At 62.9% G+C, this 18,450-nt stretch carries 11 protein-coding genes, 4 tRNA genes and 1 other annotated feature; of the genes, 14 read left to right on the top strand and 1 reads right to left on the bottom strand.

The window, feature by feature from the left end; all coding sequences use genetic code 11:
- Positions 1–164: 164 nt before the first annotated feature.
- The 10 genes from HMPREF1155_RS07860 (at position 165) to HMPREF1155_RS07815 (ending at position 14,795) form a co-directional block, all read left to right on the top strand.
- The gene (locus HMPREF1155_RS07860; protein ID WP_009078844.1) at positions 165–767 is read left to right on the top strand and encodes a hypothetical protein; all 603 of its coding nucleotides are present in this window, start codon (positions 165–167) and stop codon (positions 765–767) included.
- A gap of 244 nt (positions 768–1,011) precedes the next feature.
- Complete coding sequence (gene acnA / locus HMPREF1155_RS07855; protein ID WP_009079054.1) at positions 1,012–3,663, top strand: aconitate hydratase AcnA; 2,652 nt, start codon at positions 1,012–1,014, stop codon at positions 3,661–3,663.
- A gap of 11 nt (positions 3,664–3,674) precedes the next feature.
- On the top strand, positions 3,675–5,609 hold the full coding sequence (locus HMPREF1155_RS07850) for a hypothetical protein (RefSeq protein ID WP_009079057.1): 1,935 nt from the start codon (positions 3,675–3,677) through the stop codon (positions 5,607–5,609).
- 103 nt (positions 5,610–5,712) lie between these two features.
- Positions 5,713–5,851 (top strand) — a sequence feature (ribosomal protein L10 leader region).
- Positions 5,852–5,919: 68 nt separating this feature from the next.
- Positions 5,920–6,441, top strand: a complete 522-nt coding sequence (gene rplJ, locus HMPREF1155_RS07845) for a 50S ribosomal protein L10 (RefSeq protein ID WP_006361821.1) — start codon at positions 5,920–5,922, stop codon at positions 6,439–6,441.
- A gap of 87 nt (positions 6,442–6,528) precedes the next feature.
- The gene (gene rplL / locus HMPREF1155_RS07840; RefSeq protein ID WP_009079096.1) at positions 6,529–6,906 is read left to right on the top strand and encodes a 50S ribosomal protein L7/L12; all 378 of its coding nucleotides are present in this window, start codon (positions 6,529–6,531) and stop codon (positions 6,904–6,906) included.
- 109 nt (positions 6,907–7,015) lie between these two features.
- Positions 7,016–7,513, top strand: a complete 498-nt coding sequence (gene ybaK, locus HMPREF1155_RS07835) for a Cys-tRNA(Pro) deacylase (RefSeq protein WP_050999296.1) — start codon at positions 7,016–7,018, stop codon at positions 7,511–7,513.
- Between the two features lie 119 nt (positions 7,514–7,632).
- Positions 7,633–7,707, top strand: a tRNA-Glu gene (locus tag HMPREF1155_RS07830).
- A gap of 134 nt (positions 7,708–7,841) precedes the next feature.
- A complete protein-coding gene (locus HMPREF1155_RS07825; protein ID WP_009079047.1) occupies positions 7,842–10,550 on the top strand; it encodes a PD-(D/E)XK nuclease family protein in 2,709 nt (902 codons plus the stop codon).
- Position 10,551: 1 nt separating this feature from the next.
- Complete coding sequence (locus HMPREF1155_RS07820; RefSeq protein WP_009078948.1) at positions 10,552–14,271, top strand: UvrD-helicase domain-containing protein; 3,720 nt, start codon at positions 10,552–10,554, stop codon at positions 14,269–14,271.
- Positions 14,268–14,795 carry a very short patch repair endonuclease gene (locus HMPREF1155_RS07815; protein ID WP_006361816.1) on the top strand — a complete coding sequence of 176 codons (528 nt, stop codon included), beginning with the start codon at positions 14,268–14,270 and terminating at the stop codon, positions 14,793–14,795. The genes HMPREF1155_RS07820 and HMPREF1155_RS07815 overlap by 4 nt, the downstream gene beginning before the upstream one ends.
- Before the next feature lie 29 nt (positions 14,796–14,824).
- On the opposite strand, the gene HMPREF1155_RS07810 is transcribed toward HMPREF1155_RS07815, so the two are convergent.
- Positions 14,825–16,120, bottom strand: coding sequence for an aminotransferase class I/II-fold pyridoxal phosphate-dependent enzyme (locus HMPREF1155_RS07810; RefSeq protein WP_009079105.1), 1,296 nt, complete (start codon positions 16,118–16,120; stop codon positions 14,825–14,827).
- A gap of 140 nt (positions 16,121–16,260) precedes the next feature.
- Here HMPREF1155_RS07810 and HMPREF1155_RS07805 point away from each other — a divergent pair, with 140 nt between their 5' ends.
- The 4 genes from HMPREF1155_RS07805 (at position 16,261) to HMPREF1155_RS07790 (ending at position 18,385) form a co-directional block, all read left to right on the top strand.
- Positions 16,261–17,838, top strand: coding sequence for a sodium/proline symporter (locus HMPREF1155_RS07805; protein ID WP_006361814.1), 1,578 nt, complete (start codon positions 16,261–16,263; stop codon positions 17,836–17,838).
- Between the two features lie 268 nt (positions 17,839–18,106).
- Positions 18,107–18,191, top strand: a tRNA-Tyr gene (locus tag HMPREF1155_RS07800).
- A 5-nt stretch (positions 18,192–18,196) separates the two neighbouring features.
- A tRNA-Thr gene (locus HMPREF1155_RS07795) sits at positions 18,197–18,272 on the top strand.
- 36 nt (positions 18,273–18,308) lie between these two features.
- Positions 18,309–18,385: transfer RNA gene (locus tag HMPREF1155_RS07790), tRNA-Met, on the top strand.
- Positions 18,386–18,450 lie beyond the last annotated feature (65 nt).

The following is an 18,450-nucleotide window of genomic DNA, read 5'->3' as shown; positions in this document are numbered from 1 at the left end:
TTCCCGTTTCGAACCGGCGCTTCTCCCTTCCTTATCGTTGCCGATTTTCCTGGCCCGTGCGCCCGCCGTTCTGGTTTAATCGTGCCGTCCCGGGTGGGGCGGCCCCTTCCCGCGCATGCCTTGCTATACTGTTTCGCGATATACGTATAGGATAGGATATGTGCATGTCTGATTCATCGCTTGAGAAGTCCCAGCTTGCCGAAACGGCGCTCTCGGACGAAACCGCTCTTGTCTCCCTTATTGAAAACCTCTCCTCTTCCTCTCGCATGACGCGCCAAAGCAGCGCTTCGGCGCTTTCTCTCGTTGCCGATAAAGATGCAAGCCTGTTGAGTAGCCATATCTCCGCATTCGTCGATGCTCTTAACCGTCCCGAGGCGCAGACGCGCTGGGAGGTTCTCGATATCCTGACCAAGCTTGTCGCGTTTGATTCGCGTTCGTGCGCTACCGCGATCAACGGCGCCGAAGCTGCTCTCTTCGACGAGGGTTCAGGTCCCTTGCGTCTTGCCGCCATGCGTTTTCTCTGCAAGGTGGGGGGCACTACGGAGCTGAGGAGCCAGAAGGTCTGGCCGCTCGTGGACGAAGCCATCCAGTGCTACCACGGTGATGTCGAATTCCTGTCCATGCTCAATGGCGTCATTGAATTCGCAGGCGGAACGCTGGCTGACAACGTGCGTGAGGAACTTAAGGAGCGCATGTCCTTCGACGCGTCGAACAGCAAGGGCTTGCTTCAGCGTCGCGCCCAGGAGATCCTCGACGCGCTCGGCTAGCCTTTGATGCGCCTCGAACCTCCCTTCCCCGCATGCGGGGAAGGGAGGTTTTTTCTTGCTTCGATGTTTCATCGCTCCGCTCGTCCGCGATGCGCGGTCGCGCATAGATGCTTTTGCTAGAATCAACCTCCGTGTAGTGATGGTTTTCCGTCCGCTTAGCGAACGGCGTCGACGAGGGGGATTCGTGTGTTCGGCGTCGTCGCGCCCGCGCGGGCTTGGCATCGTGAAGAAGGTAGGCTGAACAATGGCACATGCATCCGTTCTCGACGTCAACGGCAAGGCGTATCGTTACTTTTCGTGCGATTCCCTTCCAGGTGCGGAGAAAATGCCGTATACGCTGCGGATCCTTATCGAAAACGTCCTGCGCAACGCTTCGTCCGATGAAGCTGCGCAACGTTTCGCCCAACGCATCGTCGATGCCGGCTTGGCGGGCGTGCAGGGCGGCGAGATCGAATATATGCCTGCTCGCGTGCTCCTCCAGGATTTCACGGGCGTCCCCGTCTTCGTCGATCTTGCGGCTATGCGCGAAGCGGCGGAAGAGCTCGGGGGGAGCGCTTCGTCTATCAATCCGCAGATCCCTCTCGATCTGGTCATCGACCATTCCGTCATTGCCGATTGCGCCGGAACGCCCGATGCGTTCGAGGCGAACACCAAAATGGAGTTCAAGAGAAATGCCGAGCGTTATTCGTTTTTGAAATGGGCGCAGCGGTCGTTCGAGAACGTGCGCATCGTTCCTCCTGAAACGGGAATCTGCCATCAAATCAATGTCGAGCGCTTCGCTCAAGGCGTCATGACCACGGCGGACGATGAGCCGATCGCGTATTTCGATACGGTTGTCGGTACGGATAGCCATACGACGACGGCGAACGGTATCGGCGTGCTTTCCTGGGGCGTCGGAGGCATCGAAGCCGAAGCGGCCTGTCTCGGCCAGCCCGTCACGACGCTCGTTCCGAGGGTCGTGGGAATCCATCTTACGGGTCGGCTCGCCGCAGGCGTGTGCGCGATGGACGTCGCGCTTCGCTTTGCCGAGATCCTGCGCGCGAAAGGCGTGGTCGGTTCCTTCGTCGAGTGCTTCGGCGACGGCGTATCCTCTCTTTCCGCCACGGCGCGAGCGTGCATTGCCAATATGACGCCCGAATACGGCAGCACCTGCACCTTCTTTCCTTTCGACGAGAAGACGCTCGCGTATCTGCGCGTGACCGGTCGAAGCGAGGATCAGGTGCATCTCGTCGAGGCTTATGCGAAGGCCCAGGGTCTGTGGGCAGACGATGCCGAGCGCGTGTACGGCGAAGTCATCGATATCGATCTCTCGCAGATCCCCCGCGCCGTCGCCGGGCCGAGCCGCCCGCATGACCGCATCGATTTCACGCAGGCGCGCGTCGCGTTCGAGGATGTCTGTCGCGATCGCGGCCTGGACCGCTCTGTGCGCGCCCACGTCGATATCGAGGGATGCGGCTACGATCTCGCGCATGGGGCTATCGCCATCGCCGCCGTGACGAGCTGCACGACGGCGACGGATCCGGCCATGATGGTCGCGTGCGGCTTGCTCGCGCGCAACGCCGTGACGCGAGGCCTTGCGGCGAAGCCGTGGATCAAGCGGATTTTCGCGCCCGGCAGCCATGCGACGTCTCTTCTGCTCGAGCGCGCGGGGCTTTCGTCGAGCCTTTCCGCGCTTGGATTCGACCTTTGCGGCTTCGGATGCATGAGCTGCATCGGGAACTCAGGCCCTCTGAGCGCCGAGATGCATCGAATCTCCGCCGACATCGAACTTTCGAGCGTTCTTTCGGGCAACCGAAACTTCGAGGGGCGCATTTCCCCGGATGTTTCGCAGAACTATCTCTGCTCTCCGGCGGCCGTCATCGCATACGCGCTTGCGGGCACGATGGACTTCGATTTCGAGACCCAGCCTCTTGGCGCAACGTCTGACGGCGATCGGGTATTCCTGCGCGACATCTGGCCGAGCGACGCCGAGATCGAATCCATCCTCGGCATGTACGTGAACGAAGCCCTGTTCGAAGAAGGCGGACAGGATTTGATGGAGGGTCCCGACGCTTGGAAGGCCCTCGGCGTCAGCGGGGGATCGACCTATGCTTGGGACGAACGCTCGACCTATGTTCGCCGCGCCCCGTATTTCGACGGCATGACGCGAGAGATCAAGGCCGTGCCGGGCGTATCGCATGCGCGAGCGCTCGCGGTGCTGGGCGACTTCATCACGACGGACCACATCTCCCCTGCGGGCAGCATCTCTTCGGACAGCCCCGCGGCCGCATACCTGTCCGCACGAGGCGTCAGCGAGGACATGTTCAACACCTACGGGTCGCGTCGCGGCAATCACGAGGTCATGGCGCGTGGCGGCTTCGGCAACGTGAAGCTTCTCAATATGCTTGCCGACGGGCGTCGAGGAGGATGGACGACCGATTTCATCGACGGGGCCGTCAAGTCGATCTTCGATGCCGCCTGCGACTATAGGGAGAACGGCGTCGATCTCGTCATCCTGGCGGGAAAGATGTACGGCAGCGGATCGAGTCGCGATTGGGCGGCCAAGGCTCCTCTGCTCCTAGGCGTCAAAGCGGTTTTCGCTGAGAGCTTCGAGCGCATCCATAGGTCCAACCTGATCGGGATGGGCATCATTCCTCTGCAGTTCGAAGAAGGGGAAGGCGTCGAGGCGCTCGGTCTCGACGGCAGCGAGGAATTCGATATCGAACCGATCGATTTCGGCGCCGGCGAGCCCGTCTTGCCGAATCCTCGCATCGTCGGCGTGACGGCTCGCCGCACCGACGGCACCGAGCTTCGCTTCAATGCCATCGTGCGTGTCGATACGCCGACCGAAGGCGCGTACATCGCTCATGGCGGCATCCTGAATTACGTGTTACGCTCTTTGACCGCCGTTTCATAGAAAGGACGTGTATGGCGCGCAACGATAATCCGCTCGACAGCTTCTTCCAGCAGATCTTCGCAGGGGTGCCGATGGGGGACGTGCGTTCCGACGATGCCGGGATTCCTCACGTCGATTTCTCCCAGACGGCCAACGTTTCCGACATCAAGGATCGTTTCGCGGCTATGAGCCGCAGGTCGCTCGTGGGAATCGCGGCGGTTGCCCTTATCGTGCTCGGCTGCGCCTACTGGTGGTTCCATCCCGCGCTCAATATCCACAACCCCGATATCTGGGCGCTTCTCTTCCCGCTGGCGATCGCGCTGTTCGTGCTGTTCCGTTCGGCGCGCGCGACCTACGAGAAAGGCGGTGGCAGCCATGAGCCTTCGCCGAGCAAGGCGAAGCTCTTCAAGGGGCTTGCCCTCATCCCTCTCGTCGTGCTTGCGGCGGGAATCGTCGGATGGCTGCTCTCCGCGTCGTTCTTTCCCGGCAACGCGAAGAAGTTCGCATCCATCCTGCCGACCGAGGAATACGAGTTCGCCGAGGATATCGCGCAGGTCAATTACGATGAAATCCCTGTTATCGACCGCGATTCCGCCGTGCTTCTCGGCAACCGCACGATGGGCTCCATCTCCGACCTCGTGAGCCAGTTCGAGATCTCGCCCATCTACAGCCAGATCAACTACAACGATCGTCCCGTGCGGGTGAGTCCGCTTGTCTATGCCGATCTCTTCAAATGGCTGCAGAATCGCGGCACCGGCATCCCCGCTTACGCGATCGTCGACATGACGACGCAGGATGCGCAGGTCGTGCGTTTGGATGAAGGCAAAGGCATCAAGTACTCCGAAAGCGAGCCTCTGGCCCGCAACATCGATCGCTACGTGCAGCTCAAGTACCCTACGTATATGTTCGGCGAGAAATCGTTCGAAATCGATGACGAGGGGAATCCCTGGTGGATCTGCCCGGTGCGTACGTTCACGCTCGGCCTTTTCGGCGGCGAAACCGTTTCTCGCGCCGTGCTCGTGAACGCCGTGACGGGGGAGACGCAGGATCTGGCCGTCGACGAGGTGCCTGGGTGGGTCGACCGTGTGTATCCGTCCGACCTGCTCATTCGTCAGTACAACTGGCGCGGCGCCTACAGCAACGGCTGGTTCAACAGCTGGCTCGGCCAGAACGGCGTCGTGCAGACCACGCCGGGCATCAACGGAGCGGCAGGGTACAACTACATCGCGAAGGACGACGATGTCTGGCTGTATACGGGCGTGACGTCGGCGACGGGAGATAATTCCATCATCGGCTTCGTGCTCATCAATCAGCGCACGGCCGAAAGCCATTTCTATTCCGTTGCCGGCGCGACCGAGGAATCGGCGATGTCCTCGGCAGAGGGCCAGGTTCAGAACCTGCGCTATGCCGCAACGTTCCCTCTGCTCATCAACGTATCCGATAGACCGACGTACTTCATGGCGCTGAAAGACGGCGCGGGCCTGGTCAAGAAGTATGCCATGGTCGACATCGAGCGCTACCAGAACGTCGCCGTGGGTGACACGGTCGCCGAGACGCAGAAAACCTACGAGTCGCTGATCGCGGCCGATGGCGGGTCCGCCGACTCCGGTGCACCGGCCAAGACGTTCGAAGCGTCGGGCACCATCGCTACGGTCGCGCAGGCGGTGATAGAAGGGAATTCGCACTTCTACGTGACGCTCGAAGGGGATGACCATATCTACGACTTCCCGCTTCCGGCGCTCGTGCAGGTGGTCGGATACGGCGTGGGCGATCATATCTCGTTCTCGTATGCGGAAGGGTCCCCGACATCCCCGGTGAGCGAGATCGCGGATGCGAAGCTCGCCGCAAGCGCATCGGCGTCCGGCGGCTCTGAGGGAGCGGGCGCACCTGCGAGCGGGGCGGCTTCGGGATCCGTATCCGCATCGGAGAACGAACCGGCGGGAGGCGCGACCTCCGCTTCCGCATAATGGGAACCGTGCGGAAAGCATGGACGGCCTTCACTGCGGATGTTTTCCTTGACGGGCCATCCATGCAACACTAAAATAACCAGTTGCGTCCAATAGGGCGTGTGGACATACGTTTCCGCTACCGAAGACAGCAGGTACCTACGGGTTCAATTGCAAGAGCAGCCGGCCGAGGTGGTAAGCAAAAGCGATTCTTTTGCGGCCCCTGAGTCTTCATGGCACAGGGGCCGTTTCCTTTTCGTTGTGCGAGGACGACCCCACCCACGCATGTGGCGGATGCGTTCGAGCAGAACGAGAAGGAGGTGAACAGCATATGCCGAACAAAAGCAATATCGAATCCGTTGCGAAGATCGTGGACGAGATCAAGGAGGCAAGCGCCCTCTGGATCGTCGATTACCGCGGCCTTACCGTGAAGGAGACCGAGACCCTTCGCCGTGCCGTGCGCGCAGCGGGCGGTCATGTGTCCGTGCATAAGAACACTCTTGTGAAGCTTGCGCTCAAGGAGACCGAGCAGCCTGCGATCGACGAATTCCTCGCCGGTCCTTCAGCTTTCGTCTTCGCAGGCGCCGATGCCGTCGCTGCGGCCAAGGCCGTCAAGGACTTCGCCAAGGACAACGAGAAGCTCGTCATCAAGGGCGGTGTCATGGATGGCAAGGCATGCTCTGCCGCTGACGTGGAGGCCATCGCCTCTCTTCCGTCTCGCGAGCAGCTCATGGGTCAGCTCGCCGGGCTTATCTCCGGCATGGCCCGCGGTCTCGCGGTTTCCATCGGCGGCGTTTCTCGCGGCCTCGCGGTCGTCACGTCTGCGGTCGCGGAGCAGAAGCCTGCCGCATAATCACGCCCATTCCGCGGTGCGCGGCATAGGGTGTGGATACATGAAATCGATTGCCGCCTGATGGCGGCCTTTGAAAGGAATAAGAACATGGCTAAGCTTACCAACGAAGAGATCCTCGAGGCTCTCAAGGAAATGACCCTTCTTGAGGCCTCTGAGCTCGTCAAGGCTATCGAAGAGACCTTCGGCGTCTCCGCCGCCGCTCCTGCGGCCGTGGCCGCCGCTCCTGCCGAGGGTGGCGCCGCTGCCGCCGAGCAGACCGAGTTCGACGTCGTTCTCGAGGGCTTCGGCGACAACAAGATCGCCGTCATCAAGGTCGTGCGCGAGATCACCGGCCTCGGCCTCAAGGAGGCCAAGGCCGCCGTCGAGGGCGCTCCTGCTCCGATCGTCGAGGCCGTCGACAAGGCCAAGGCCGAGGAAGTCAAGGAGAAGCTCGAGGCTGCCGGCGCCGCCGTCACCGTCAAGTAGGTTCGTTTCTTGCGGCAACGATGCCGCCTGAAATGCGTAAAGGGAGGTCGGAGGCTTCATGCCTGCGGCCTCCCTTTCATATCGTCGCGTTCTGCGTATCGGAGGAAGCATGCCGAAGCATCACGGATCGACAGAGACCGTCGAAAAGACCAATGCCATGCGCATCCTCGATGCCGCAGGCGTATCGTACAGGGTGCATCCGTATGAGGAGAACCAGAGCCTGACCGGCGTCGAGGTGGCGCGCCTCATCGGGCATGATCCCGACAGCTTCTTCAAGACGCTCGTGACCCGGGCGAAGGACGGATCCTGCTTCGTCTTCATGGTCCCGGTCGCATGCGAGCTCGATTTGAAGAAGGCGGCACGTGCCGCAGGAGAAAAGAGCCTGTCCATGCTGAAAGCCCGGGATCTTCTTCCAACGACGGGATACGTGCATGGAGGATGCAGTCCGATCGGCATGAAGAAGGCGTTTCCGACGTTCATCGACGAGACGGCGGAGCTTTACGACGTCATCGCATGTTCCGCGGGGCGCATCGGCTGCGCCATGGATATTCGATTCGACGACCTGCGTCGCATGACAGGAGTCTCCACGTACGACATCACGGCATGACATCGTGCTCCTTCTTCGTCAAGCGATCGCGCACGGTGCCAAGGCGGTGGAAAAGGAGTAAAATAGTCACTTGCATTTGTTCGGGTGCTTTGCCATAATGTGCAAGCTGTTTTTCAGCTGTCCCCATAGTCTAGAGGTCAGGACGCGGCCCTTTCAAGGCTGAGACACGAGTTCGATTCTCGTTGGGGGCACCATCTTTCGCATTGCTCGAGCACTTCGTGCTCGAGTTTTTTTATATTCGGAAACGGTGCGCGGCGATCGTGCATCCGGACGATCCTGATGATCGGTGCGGCCTGCGTTCGGGACGCCCTGCGTGCAAGGAGGAGATTTGGCCGTCGAACGGGTGATTCTCACGCCGAACCGCATGAGGGCCGCAGAAATTCGCCGGTTCCATGCCGATGGTTCCCGCACGCTGTCGTTCGGCGTGAAGGTCACGACGCTTTCCTGTTGGATCGATGACCTCTGGAGCGTTTGGGGCGATGGCCGGCGATTCACGGACGTGCGGCTCCGCCGCCTTCTCATCAAGCAGGCGATAGCGAAGGTTCCGGGCCTCGAGCCGACGGCGGGCGCGATCCGTCTCGTGGGGGAGGTCGTCGAAGGGGCCGCAGGCGTCATTCGCCTTCCGTCCGATCGAAAGGCCGTTCCCGATGCCGGACCGGCGGAGCTTCAGGTGCTGGATTGCGCGCGCATCTTCGCCGAGCTCGCGGCGGCGCATGGGCTCATCGAGCGCGGCGACGCCATCGCGCATCTGGCCGAGTCCGTTCCCTCGCGATTTCAGGTGACCCTTATCGAGCCCGGCCCTTTGTCCGGACCGGAGCGCTTTCTGTTGGAATCCCTCTCGACGTCGCTCGATATCCGACCGGCCGAGGCCGCGGTCGACCGGGCTGCTCCCGGTGTGGAGGCATGCTTTCTGCTTCCTGGAGGCGCCTATGCGCAGCCGCGCATCGTGGCCGATTTCATCTGCGAGAGGCTCGGTGCGACGCCTGCGATGCCTTCCGTTTCGTCTCGGGATGCGACGTGCGGGGCCTCGCGTGCGAACGCCTTCGTGACGAGCGTCGATCCGCTGCGCCTGTACGAGGCGACCCTTGATCGCCTTTCTCGGGAGGGGATCGCATCGGCCGTCATCGCCGTCAAGCATGCGAAGGATACGAATTTCGGTCGAGCGCTTCTGTCTCTGCGTGCGTTCTTGTCAGAGCGGGGAAGCCTTGCGCTCGGGCGTTCGCGATGCCTGACGGACTTCCTTCTTTCTCCCTTCTCGGGCTATTCGCTGCGCGAGGCGTACGCGATCGACGCGGCGGTCAGAGCCGATCGTCTGATGACCGTCGATGCATGCATGGATCGCGTCATTGCGGGGCGCGAAGAGTCCCGCTACATGTCCGAGCTCGTCGAAGACCTGGATGCGGATATCCTGTGCGGGTATCTCGTCGAATCCGCCTCCCGCCACCGCGACGGGGATGAGGCGTATCGCCAGGAGCAGATATCCGCGATACGCGCCTGGCGGCAGTGCGCCGAGGCCGTACGCTTCGTAGGCGGATGCATCGAAGACGCGTTCGAGCTCTTCTCGGCGGCATCGATCGACGTTTCACGTGCGTCGGGACCCGATCCCCGCGTCGTCTACGCGCGCCAGGAGGACGCCGCGGGCTTTGAGCCGGGGCGCTTCGATGTCGTCGTGGCGTGCGATATGACGACATCGTCCTATCCGGTGAAAGATCCCTCCGATGCGGCCCGCACGCTGCTCGGCAAACTCGGCGTCGCCGGTTCCGAACCGCCCATCGATCGGCAGCGTCGGCGTTTCATGCGCGCGCTGCGCCTTGCGAAATCTTCGTTCGCGATCGAGCGTCCCCTCAACGACGAAGCCGCCGCCCCGGCGTATCCGTGTGCGGTTCTTCAAGAATACCTGGATGCCTGCAAGGATGCTCCCGACGATCGAATGGCGCGGCCCTTCGATCTGCCGGCCTCCTGCGCGGATGCGGCGCGATCGATCGGCGAAGATGCGCTCTATGAAAACGTCGTCTCCTCCGCCTCGCCCCAGAAGACGAAAACGACGATCGAGCTGCCCCGGCCGGGGGAGATAGCTCCGGCATCGCTTCCGCGTCTCGTGCTGCGCCATGCGCTTCCCGAAGGAGGATGCGCGCCCGTTTTCTCTCCGAGCCAGATAGAGCGGTATCTTGAATGCCCCTATCGGTGGTTCGTCGAGCGACGCGTGAATCCTCGGGACATCGACGAAGGATTCGGACCGTTGGAGAAGGGCGACTTCGCCCATGCGATCTTGCACGATATGTATGCGCAGCTCATCTCCGAAGGCGTCTCCAAGGTGACGGACGCGGTGGTTCCGCATGCTCTCGACGTTCTGGACGCATGCTTCGACGCGCGTCTTTCGGCTCAGAGGGCCGTCGATGCGGCCGATTCCTTCTCGTCCCGCCTCATCGCGACGAGCGAGATGGAGCGTCGCGAGGTCGGCGAGCTTCGCGCCGCCTTGCATAGGCTGGTCCGGTTCGAGCCCTCGTTCCTTCCGCACGGCCGTCCCGTCATGCTCGAAAAGCGCATTTCCTTGGAAGACGGCGTCGCGTACGCCGGCGTGCGCATGCGCGGGACGATCGATCGCGTGGATGCGACCGATGCGGGTTGCGCGGTCGTCGTGGACTACAAGGGTTCCGCAACGTCGGCCCACGATTCGTTCTCTGCGGACGGGACCGTGCAGGGGAAGGTGCAGACGCTGATATACGCGCAGATGATCAGAAGGAGCCTCGGGCTCGACGTCGGCGCGGCGGTGTATCTGGGCTATCGGGATGCGCGCGTCGCAGGCGCGTTCGATGCCCGTCGTTTCGGCCCCGAGCATTTTCCGGGCATCAAGCCGAAGGGCGCCGCATGCGGCTCCGGCGGGCGCATGTCCTTCGAAGATCTGCTCGATGCGACGGAGGAACGCGTGGCCCGTGCGCTTTCCCGGATGCAGGCCGGCGACATAGCTCCCGCTCCCGTCGACTCCGCGGCCTGCGCATGGTGCGCCGCATCATCGTGTTCGCGGAGGAGGGGCTAGCATGAACAAGGATGCATGCAATCCGGATCAGCGTGTCTGCGTCGAAACGCTGGACGCGCCTTTGTTCGTCGCTGCGGGTGCGGGCAGCGGCAAGACGTTCACGCTGACCCAGCGCATCGCCTGGGCGCTGCTCGACGGGTCGGGTCCCGACGGCGGTCCCTTCGCGTCTTCCATCGACGAGATCATGGCCATCACCTTCACCGACAAGGCGGCGAGCGAGATCAAGGCGCGCGTCAAAAGCACGTTGCGCGCCGAGGGGCTTGCGGAAGAGTCCCTCAAGGTCGATTCCGCCTGGATATCCACCATTCATGGCGCCTGCGCCCGCATCCTGCGCGAGCACGCCTTGGAACTCGGCATCGATCCTGATTTCCAGATGGCTTCCGACGGCTTCGTCGCCGACGCGCTCGCCCAAGCGGTTGAAGAGGTGTTGATCGGTCACGAAGAAGGATCGGCCGACGGTTCGGTCGATGCGCTGTTCGCCGCATATCCGCCGCGCTCGACAGGGCATGGAGGTACGTCGGTCGAGGACATGCTGATGGATATCGCGCAGGCGGCGGCCGAGTCGCCTGCGGGTATGGATTCCGTCGTCGATGCGGGCGCGGGCCCTGCGCCGGTCGTGCTCGCCCAGCAGGCGCTCGACCTTGCCCGCACGATCGCGCCATCGCTTGCAGGGCTGAACGACAGCTCTTCGAAGCGTGAGTTCGAAGCCGCGTTGCACGGGTGCGAGCAGAAGCTCGACGAGCTGCTCTCTTCCTGGTCGGAAGGCGCCGACGAACGTTTTCTCGGCATCCTCGGGGCTTTTCCCATGCCGAAAAGGACGTTCGGGAAGGGCGACAACCCCTATGCCGCGCACGTGGGCGAATGGGCGCAGGAACTCGCCGAGATCTGCCTGAACGCCCTGCAGGCTTCGGCACGGATCCATTTCGCGACCTTGCGCGGCCTCGCATCCGACGTTCTCGCCGCATTCGAGTGCATCAAGCGCGAGGCCTGCGTTCTCGACAACACCGACCTCGTCACGAAGGCGCACCGCGCGCTTGAAGACCATCCGGCCATAGCTCGAGAATACGCGCATGCGTTCCGGCTCGTCATGATCGATGAGTTCCAGGATACCGACCAGATGGGCATCGACATGGTCATGCGCCTGTCGGGCGGCGGCGCGCGCCTGTGCACGGTCGGCGACGCGCAGCAGAGCATCTACCGATTCCGCGGCGCGGACGTCGGCGTGTTCCGCGCGCACGAGGCGCGCATGCGTGCATTGGGAGATGCGGCGATGGTCCGCACCTTGGATACGAACTACCGCAGCAACGCCGATGTGCTCGCGTTCGTCGACTGCCTGTTTTCCGGGCGCGCGATGTTCGGGGCCTCGTTCATGTCTCTGCGCCCTGGACGGGACGAATCCCGCATCGATACTCCGTATCGGGGAAGCGCGCCCCGCATCCAGGTCGTGCTGGTGCAGCGATCCAAGCCTCCGAAAGGCTCATCCATCGACTCCTCATGCAAGACCGCCGTCGCGGCGGACGCGATCGCGCGCCGGTTCGAGCGCCTGCGTGCCGAAGGGCATCGGGCGCGGGATATGGTCGTGCTGCTCGGCCGCATGACGAACGCCGATGCGTTCGCTCGCGCCCTGAGGGGGCGAGGATTCGAATGCGTCATCGCCGGGGGATCGTTGTTCGGCGAGGCGCCCGAGACCCGGGCCGTCGTGAGCCTCGTTCGGGCGATCGCGAATCCCAACGACGAGACCGCCCTGCTCGATACGCTCGAGAGCGATCTGTTCGCCGTGGGCGACGATGATATCCTTTCCCTGGTCACGGAATGCAGGGAAGACGGATCGATCGCGCGGCGCGCCCTTGCGCGGGGTTTCTGGGATCTTCTGGATCGCGAGCCGACAGTCGGGATATCGCAGGGACTCGCGCATGCGGCGTCCGTCCTGGACGCATGCTGCCGCATGGCCAGAACGTCGACGGTCGAGGACACCCTTCTGCATGCGCTTGCGGCTTCAGGCTGGCTGGCGCGCCTTGAAAGCCAAGGCGCCGAAGGCATCGCACGTGCGGGCAACGCGCTCAAGGCCGTGCGTTTCGCAGCTGGCCTCGCTGCCGAGCTCGGCTGCGGCATCGCCGGCGTGGCGTCTGCGATGCCCGATCGCATCGTCCGAGCCAAGGAGGCTCCGGGCGCGCTTTCGGCCGGAGAAGGCGATTTCGTGCGCATCATGACGGTTCATTCGAGCAAGGGGCTCGAGTTCCCCATAGTCGCGGTTGCGGAGATCGGCAAGGGCAAGGAGCCGACGAACGAGGCGTTCCTATCGACCCGCATCAAGGGAGTCACGTATGCAACCCTGCTGCCTCGAAGCGCGTTCCTGCCGAAGGAACTGAAGAAGAAGGCCGACGCGTTCGTGCTGCCCGAGGACGTCCGAGCCGACGTCGATCGGCTCGTGGCCTCGTCGGAAAGCCCCGCCTCCCGTCGCCGGGCGATCGTCGCGTACGAAACGGAGCAGGGGCGTCAAGAAGCACAGCGCCTCATGTACGTGGCGCTGACCCGTGCGAGCGAAGCCCTCGTCCTCGTCATGGACGTCGACGACAATGCCGCGCATGATATCCGGGCCTATGCACCCCTTGACGGCGCCATCAGGAATTCGATCATGGGATTCGGCGGCGATTCCCTCGCGGATTTCCCTTCGGGCGCCTCGACGCTGCCGTATGGAGGATCGGAGGATGCGGCGTTCGAGAGGATCGTCATCGGCGTGAACGACGAAGGGGGCGTCATCGTCACGGGGGGAGACGGCGAAGCTTACCGTTGGGGCGATGCCGACGCCGACGAAGGGGAGAAGCGTGTTTTCGCCATCCCCGAGGCCATGCCCTCGCGCATGCCCTCCGTTCCGTTCGGACCCGAAAGAGAAGGCTTCGAAAGCTATACCTCGCTTTCGTCCCTGGCCGGTGCGCTTGATGCGAACAAGGGAGGCGCGTCTGCGACGGCCCGCGAAGGCGTGCCTTCGTTCGACGAGGCATCGGAGGCGGGGATAGATCCTTTCGCGGACGATGCGGAAGAAGGCGCGTTCGGGCGCGCAGGCGCGGCGTTCGCGCTCGACGAGGATAGGGCGACCGACGTAGGCGCGGCGTTCCATGCGCTTGCCCAGTGGTCGGTCGAGGAATTTGGATCCAAGCTCTCGTCCTGTCGCTGCGACGCTTCGCGTCGCGAAGGCCTTCCTCTGCCGCCGCCCGATCGCATCGCGGCGACGGCACAGGCCTTCGGCGTCTCGTCGAGCGCCGCGCCGCGCCTGGAGGCGGCCTGCCTCCGGTGGACAGGAAGCGCGTGCGCCCGGGAAGCGATCGCGTGGCCGAACCTGCATGCCGAATATCCGTTCTTCATCCCGATGGGCGCGTCTTCCGACGGGTCTGAGGAATGGGTCCTGGAAGGGTCGATGGATCTGTTTTCGGGAGAGGAGGACGGATCGTGCGCGCGCATCGTCGATTACAAGACCGGCGGGCGCTTCGACGACGCGCCCGAGGATATCCTCGAAAGGCATCGCCTGCAGGCGACCTGCTATGCCTTCGCCGCGCTGTCATCCGGCTACGATCGCGTCGAGGCCACGTTCGTCTATGTCGAACAGTCGGATTGGCATCGAGACCGCGAACCGCGATGCGTCGTCTATTCCTTCGACGCGGCAGACCTCGACGGCATGCGCGACCTGCTCGAGGCCATCCATGCGAGGAGGGTCTGCCCATGACGGACGCCGAGCCTCGCCCAGCTGGCGATTCGCCTGCCGACTCCGCGCCAGAGGGCGCCGTCGAATACGATGCCGTCGTGCTGCCGGCCGTGCATAACAGCATGGTGGGCAACAAGGGGAAGAACACGAAGCCGGAGCTTCTCGTGCGACGCCGGCTGCGCGAAGAGGGGCTTGCCGGCTACCGTCTTCATTGGCGCGTTCCCGGGCATCCCGACATAGCCTATCCGGGCAAGAAGGTCGCGATCTTCGTCAACGGATGCTTCTGGCACCGATGCCCGCATTGCAACCCGTCGACGCCGAAATCGAATCAGGACTACTGGGTGCCGAAATTCAAGCGCAACGTCGAGCGGGATCGCGAGAACGTCGCCGCGCTCAAGGCCGATGGCTGGCGCGTGCACATCATCTGGGAATGCGAGTTGAAGAAGAAGGCGGTCGAGAACACCTTCGCCCGGTTGATTCCCCAGCTTCGAGAGGAACTGGGGAAGGGCGAGGGCGGGGCGCCGCAGGCTCAGGATGCTTCGTGAGAAGCCATGGGCCTACGGCTCGGCGTCCGTCAGCCTTCCCTGCGCGACGACAGGATCGCTTCGATCGATGCGATCTTCACGCAGCAGACGAAGACTTCGAGCGCGCGTTCAAGCTCCTCGAGGGGCGGAAGCGTCGGCGCGATACGGATGTTGCGATCGTCGGGATCGATGCCGCCCGGCCAGGTCGCGCCTGCTCCGGTCATGGTGACGCCGGCTTCTTTCGCAAGCGCCACGGTGCGTTTCGCCGTATGCGGCAGTCCGTCGAAGCTGACGAAGTATCCGCCGCTCGGATGCGTCCATGCGGCTCCCGTGCCGGCGAGTTCGCGATCGAGCACATGTGCGACCAGGTCGAACTTAGGTCGGATGATGGCCGCGTGTTTCGCCATATGCGCGGCGAGGCCATGCGCGTCGTGCAGGAAGCGCACGTGGCGCAGCTGATTGAGCTTGTCGTATCCGACGGTCTCGCAGCCGACGCGCTCGATGACGTCGTCGAGGTTGCGCCTGCTCGCCGCGACGGCGGCGATGCCGGCTCCGGGCAGCGTGACCTTCGACGTGCTTGCGAATTTGAAATAGCGGTCGGGATGCCCCGCCTCTTCGCAGGCGCGCGCGATGTCGAGGACACGGGCCTGACGACCCTCGTCCTCGTAGAGGTGGTGGATGCAGTACGCGTTATCCCAGAAAATGCGGAAGTCAGGCGCCGCGCAGGGCATGGCGGCCAGACGCCTGACCGTATCGTCGGCATAGACGGCGCCGGTGGGGTTGGAGTACTTCGGCACGCACCAGATGCCTTTGACGGAGTCGTCTTCGGCGACGATGCGCTCGACCTCGTCCATGTCGGGGCCGTTTTCGGTCATGGGGACGACGACGGGTGTGAATCCGAGCCTCTCTACGATGCGGAAATGGCGATCGTAGCCGGGCACGGGGCAGATCCACCTGGGTTCAGGGAGCGTCTTCCAGGCAGGACGGCCGGCATATCCGTAGAGCATGCCGGCGACGACGAGGTCGTACATGATGTTGAGGCTCGAGTTCCCGAACACGAGCACGTCGGCCGGGTCATGGTCGAGCATCGATGCCATAAGGCGCTTCGCCTCGGGAATTCCTTCGAATCCTCCGTAGTTCGCGCAATCGGTGCCGTCTTCGGCGATGAGATCGTCCGCGGCGCCGATCGCATCGAGCATGGGCAGGCTGAGCGCGAGCTGCTCGCGCGAGGGCTTGCCGCGGGCCATATTGAGGGAAAGCCCCTTGGCCCGGTGCGTCGCATATTCGTCGCGCAGAGCGGCGAGGCGCTCCTCGAGCTCTTGGGATGAAAGGTCTGCGTAGGGCACGGCGGCATCTCCTTCGATTCGGCGCGCAGGCGCGCATTGCCTTTTGCCCCTGCACTTTAGCAAAATGGAGCAGGAGGGAGCGTCGCGATGCGCGCGATACTCTATAATCTGCCTTCTCCGTAAAGCGAAGGGAATCGCATATGATCGCACCGAACCAGCATGACCTCTGGGTCCTGCTTGCCATGGCCCTCTATTTCATCGTCGTCCTCGCGGTGGGATTCTTCTATATAAAGAGGTCGAATGCCGACAGCGACAGCTACTTCATCGGCGGCCGCGGGCTCGGCCCCTGGCTCACGGCGCTTTCGGCGGAAGCGTCCGACATGTCGGGCTGGCTCCTCATGGGCCTTCCCGGCGTCGCGTACTTCACCGGCGCATCCGATGCGGTCTGGACCGCCGTAGGCCTGGCTGCGGGAACGTATCTCAACTGGCGTTTCGTCGCTCGTCCTCTGCGGAAGTACTCGGAGGTCGCGGGGAATTCGATCACGCTTCCCGATTATTTCTCGAATCGGTTCCATGATTCCAGGAAGGTGCTCATGAGCACCGCCGCCGTCATCATCCTGGTGTTCTTCAGCGTCTATGCCGGCAGCTGCTTCGTCACCTTCGGCAAGCTCTTCACGACGCTGTTCGGCGTCGACTACACGACGATGATGATCATCGGCGCGCTCGTGGTCTTCGCCTACACCTTCATCGGCGGCTATCTCTCGGTCTGCACGACCGACCTCATCCAAGGCGCCATCATGGTCGTCGCGCTGGTCGTCATCTTCGTGGGAAGCGTCGCCATGGCCGGCGGCGTCGAGAACACCGTCGCGTTTCTGAGCTCGATACCGGGTTTCCTTTCGGGCACGACCACGGCATCGCCCGTGCTTGACGAAAACGGCGTGCAGAAGGTCGTCGACGGCATGCCGCAGTTCGGCGATGCGGTCGTCTACGGCGCCGGCGCGATCAGCATCGTGAGCGGCCTGTCGTGGGGTCTCGGGTATTTCGGCATGCCTCAGGTCCTCGTGCGCTTCATGAGCGCGCGCCATTCCGACGAGATCAAGAAGAGCCGCGTCATTGCGACCGTCTGGTGCGTCGTATCGCTCGCCTGCGCCGTATGCATCGGGCTCGTGGGGCGCGCCGCCATGCCCGATGCCCTGCTCACCGGAGCCCAGGCGGAAAACATCTTCGTCCTGCTCGCGCAGACCATGCTTCCGGCATTCCTCTGCGGGCTGGTGGTCTCGGGCATCTTCGCGGCGACCATGTCGTCGTCGTCGAGCTATCTGCTCATCGCCGGCTCGGCGATCGCGCGCAATCTGTTCAAGGGCGTCATCAAGAAGGATGCGACCGACCAGCAGACGATGTTCGTCGCGCGCCTTGCGCTCACGCTCATCCTGCTGTTCGGCATTCTGATCGCGCTCGACCAGAACTCCTCGATCTTCAAGGTGGTCTCGTATGCATGGGCGGGCTTCGGCGCGTCGTTCGGGCCCTTGGTGCTTTTGAGCCTCTACTGGAGAAGGACGAATGCGGCCGGCGCGTTCGCGGGCATGGTGGGGGGCGGATGCACGGTCGTGCTCTGGAACCTCCTCCTGTCGCCGCTCGGCGGCATCTTCGGAATCTACGAGCTCGTCCCTGGATTCATCGTCGCGACGGTCGCGATCGTGGCTGTCTCCCTTCTCACGGCTCCTCCGAGCGAGGATGTCGTGCATGAATTCGATACCTATATGGATGCCGACGTCTAGGCGTTTCGGGCGGGGTTTTCCCGATGTGGGGAATTTATCGGCGAGCCGGTCGAGCCATCGCGGCGATTTTCAAAGCCGATTGCCGGAATCCCAGTTCGCGAGCCTTGCATCAGGTGCTGAAGATACGATACGCCCGGAGGCGTGTAAAGTGTTGACACGCTAGGGACCCTAGCGTAATATACTTTCGCTCACGAGTTCGAAAGCCCTTTTCGATTGCGTGAGCTGGCAGCTTGAAAAGTACACATGAAATCGAGCACCTTATGAAACTGGGCGTGTGCCCGAGCGGTTAATGGGGACGGGCTGTAAACCCGTTGGCTCTGCCTACCTAGGTTCGAATCCTAGCGCGCCCACCAGTTTTGCCCGTGTAGCTCAGTCGGTAGAGCACTTCGTTGGTAACGAAGAGGTCACCGGTTCAAGTCCGGTCGCGGGCTCCAGTCCTGCTTTTTCGAAATGCTCTGCATTTCGCATTCGGCGGTGTAGCTCAGTTGGTTAGAGCACACGGTTCATACCCGTGGCGTCACTGGTTCGAATCCAGTCACCGCTACCATTCAGATTGAACGCGCGCCCCTTTTCGGGGCGCGCGTGCGATATCACGTATTTTGGCATTCGAGC

It is taken from the genome of Slackia sp. CM382, assembly GCF_000293015.1.
Lineage (GTDB): Bacteria > Actinomycetota > Coriobacteriia > Coriobacteriales > Eggerthellaceae > Slackia > Slackia exigua.
Note: the sequence above shows the minus strand (reverse complement) of the source record. Positions and strands in the feature narration are given on the sequence as shown.

What these genes read in the sequence shown, in the direction of transcription:
- HMPREF1155_RS07820 (WP_009078948.1), top strand. Translation starts at nt 10,552, where the DNA reads ATGAACAAGGATGCATGCAATCCGGATCAGCGTGTCTGCGTCGAAACG.
- HMPREF1155_RS07805 (WP_006361814.1), top strand. Translation starts at nt 16,261, where the DNA reads ATGATCGCACCGAACCAGCATGACCTCTGGGTCCTGCTTGCCATGGCC.
- HMPREF1155_RS07860 (WP_009078844.1), top strand. Translation starts at nt 165, where the DNA reads ATGTCTGATTCATCGCTTGAGAAGTCCCAGCTTGCCGAAACGGCGCTC.
- acnA (WP_009079054.1), top strand. Translation starts at nt 1,012, where the DNA reads ATGGCACATGCATCCGTTCTCGACGTCAACGGCAAGGCGTATCGTTAC.
- rplL (WP_009079096.1), top strand. Translation starts at nt 6,529, where the DNA reads ATGGCTAAGCTTACCAACGAAGAGATCCTCGAGGCTCTCAAGGAAATG.
- HMPREF1155_RS07850 (WP_009079057.1), top strand. Translation starts at nt 3,675, where the DNA reads ATGGCGCGCAACGATAATCCGCTCGACAGCTTCTTCCAGCAGATCTTC.
- rplJ (WP_006361821.1), top strand. Translation starts at nt 5,920, where the DNA reads ATGCCGAACAAAAGCAATATCGAATCCGTTGCGAAGATCGTGGACGAG.
- ybaK (WP_050999296.1), top strand. Translation starts at nt 7,016, where the DNA reads ATGCCGAAGCATCACGGATCGACAGAGACCGTCGAAAAGACCAATGCC.
- HMPREF1155_RS07815 (WP_006361816.1), top strand. Translation starts at nt 14,268, where the DNA reads ATGACGGACGCCGAGCCTCGCCCAGCTGGCGATTCGCCTGCCGACTCC.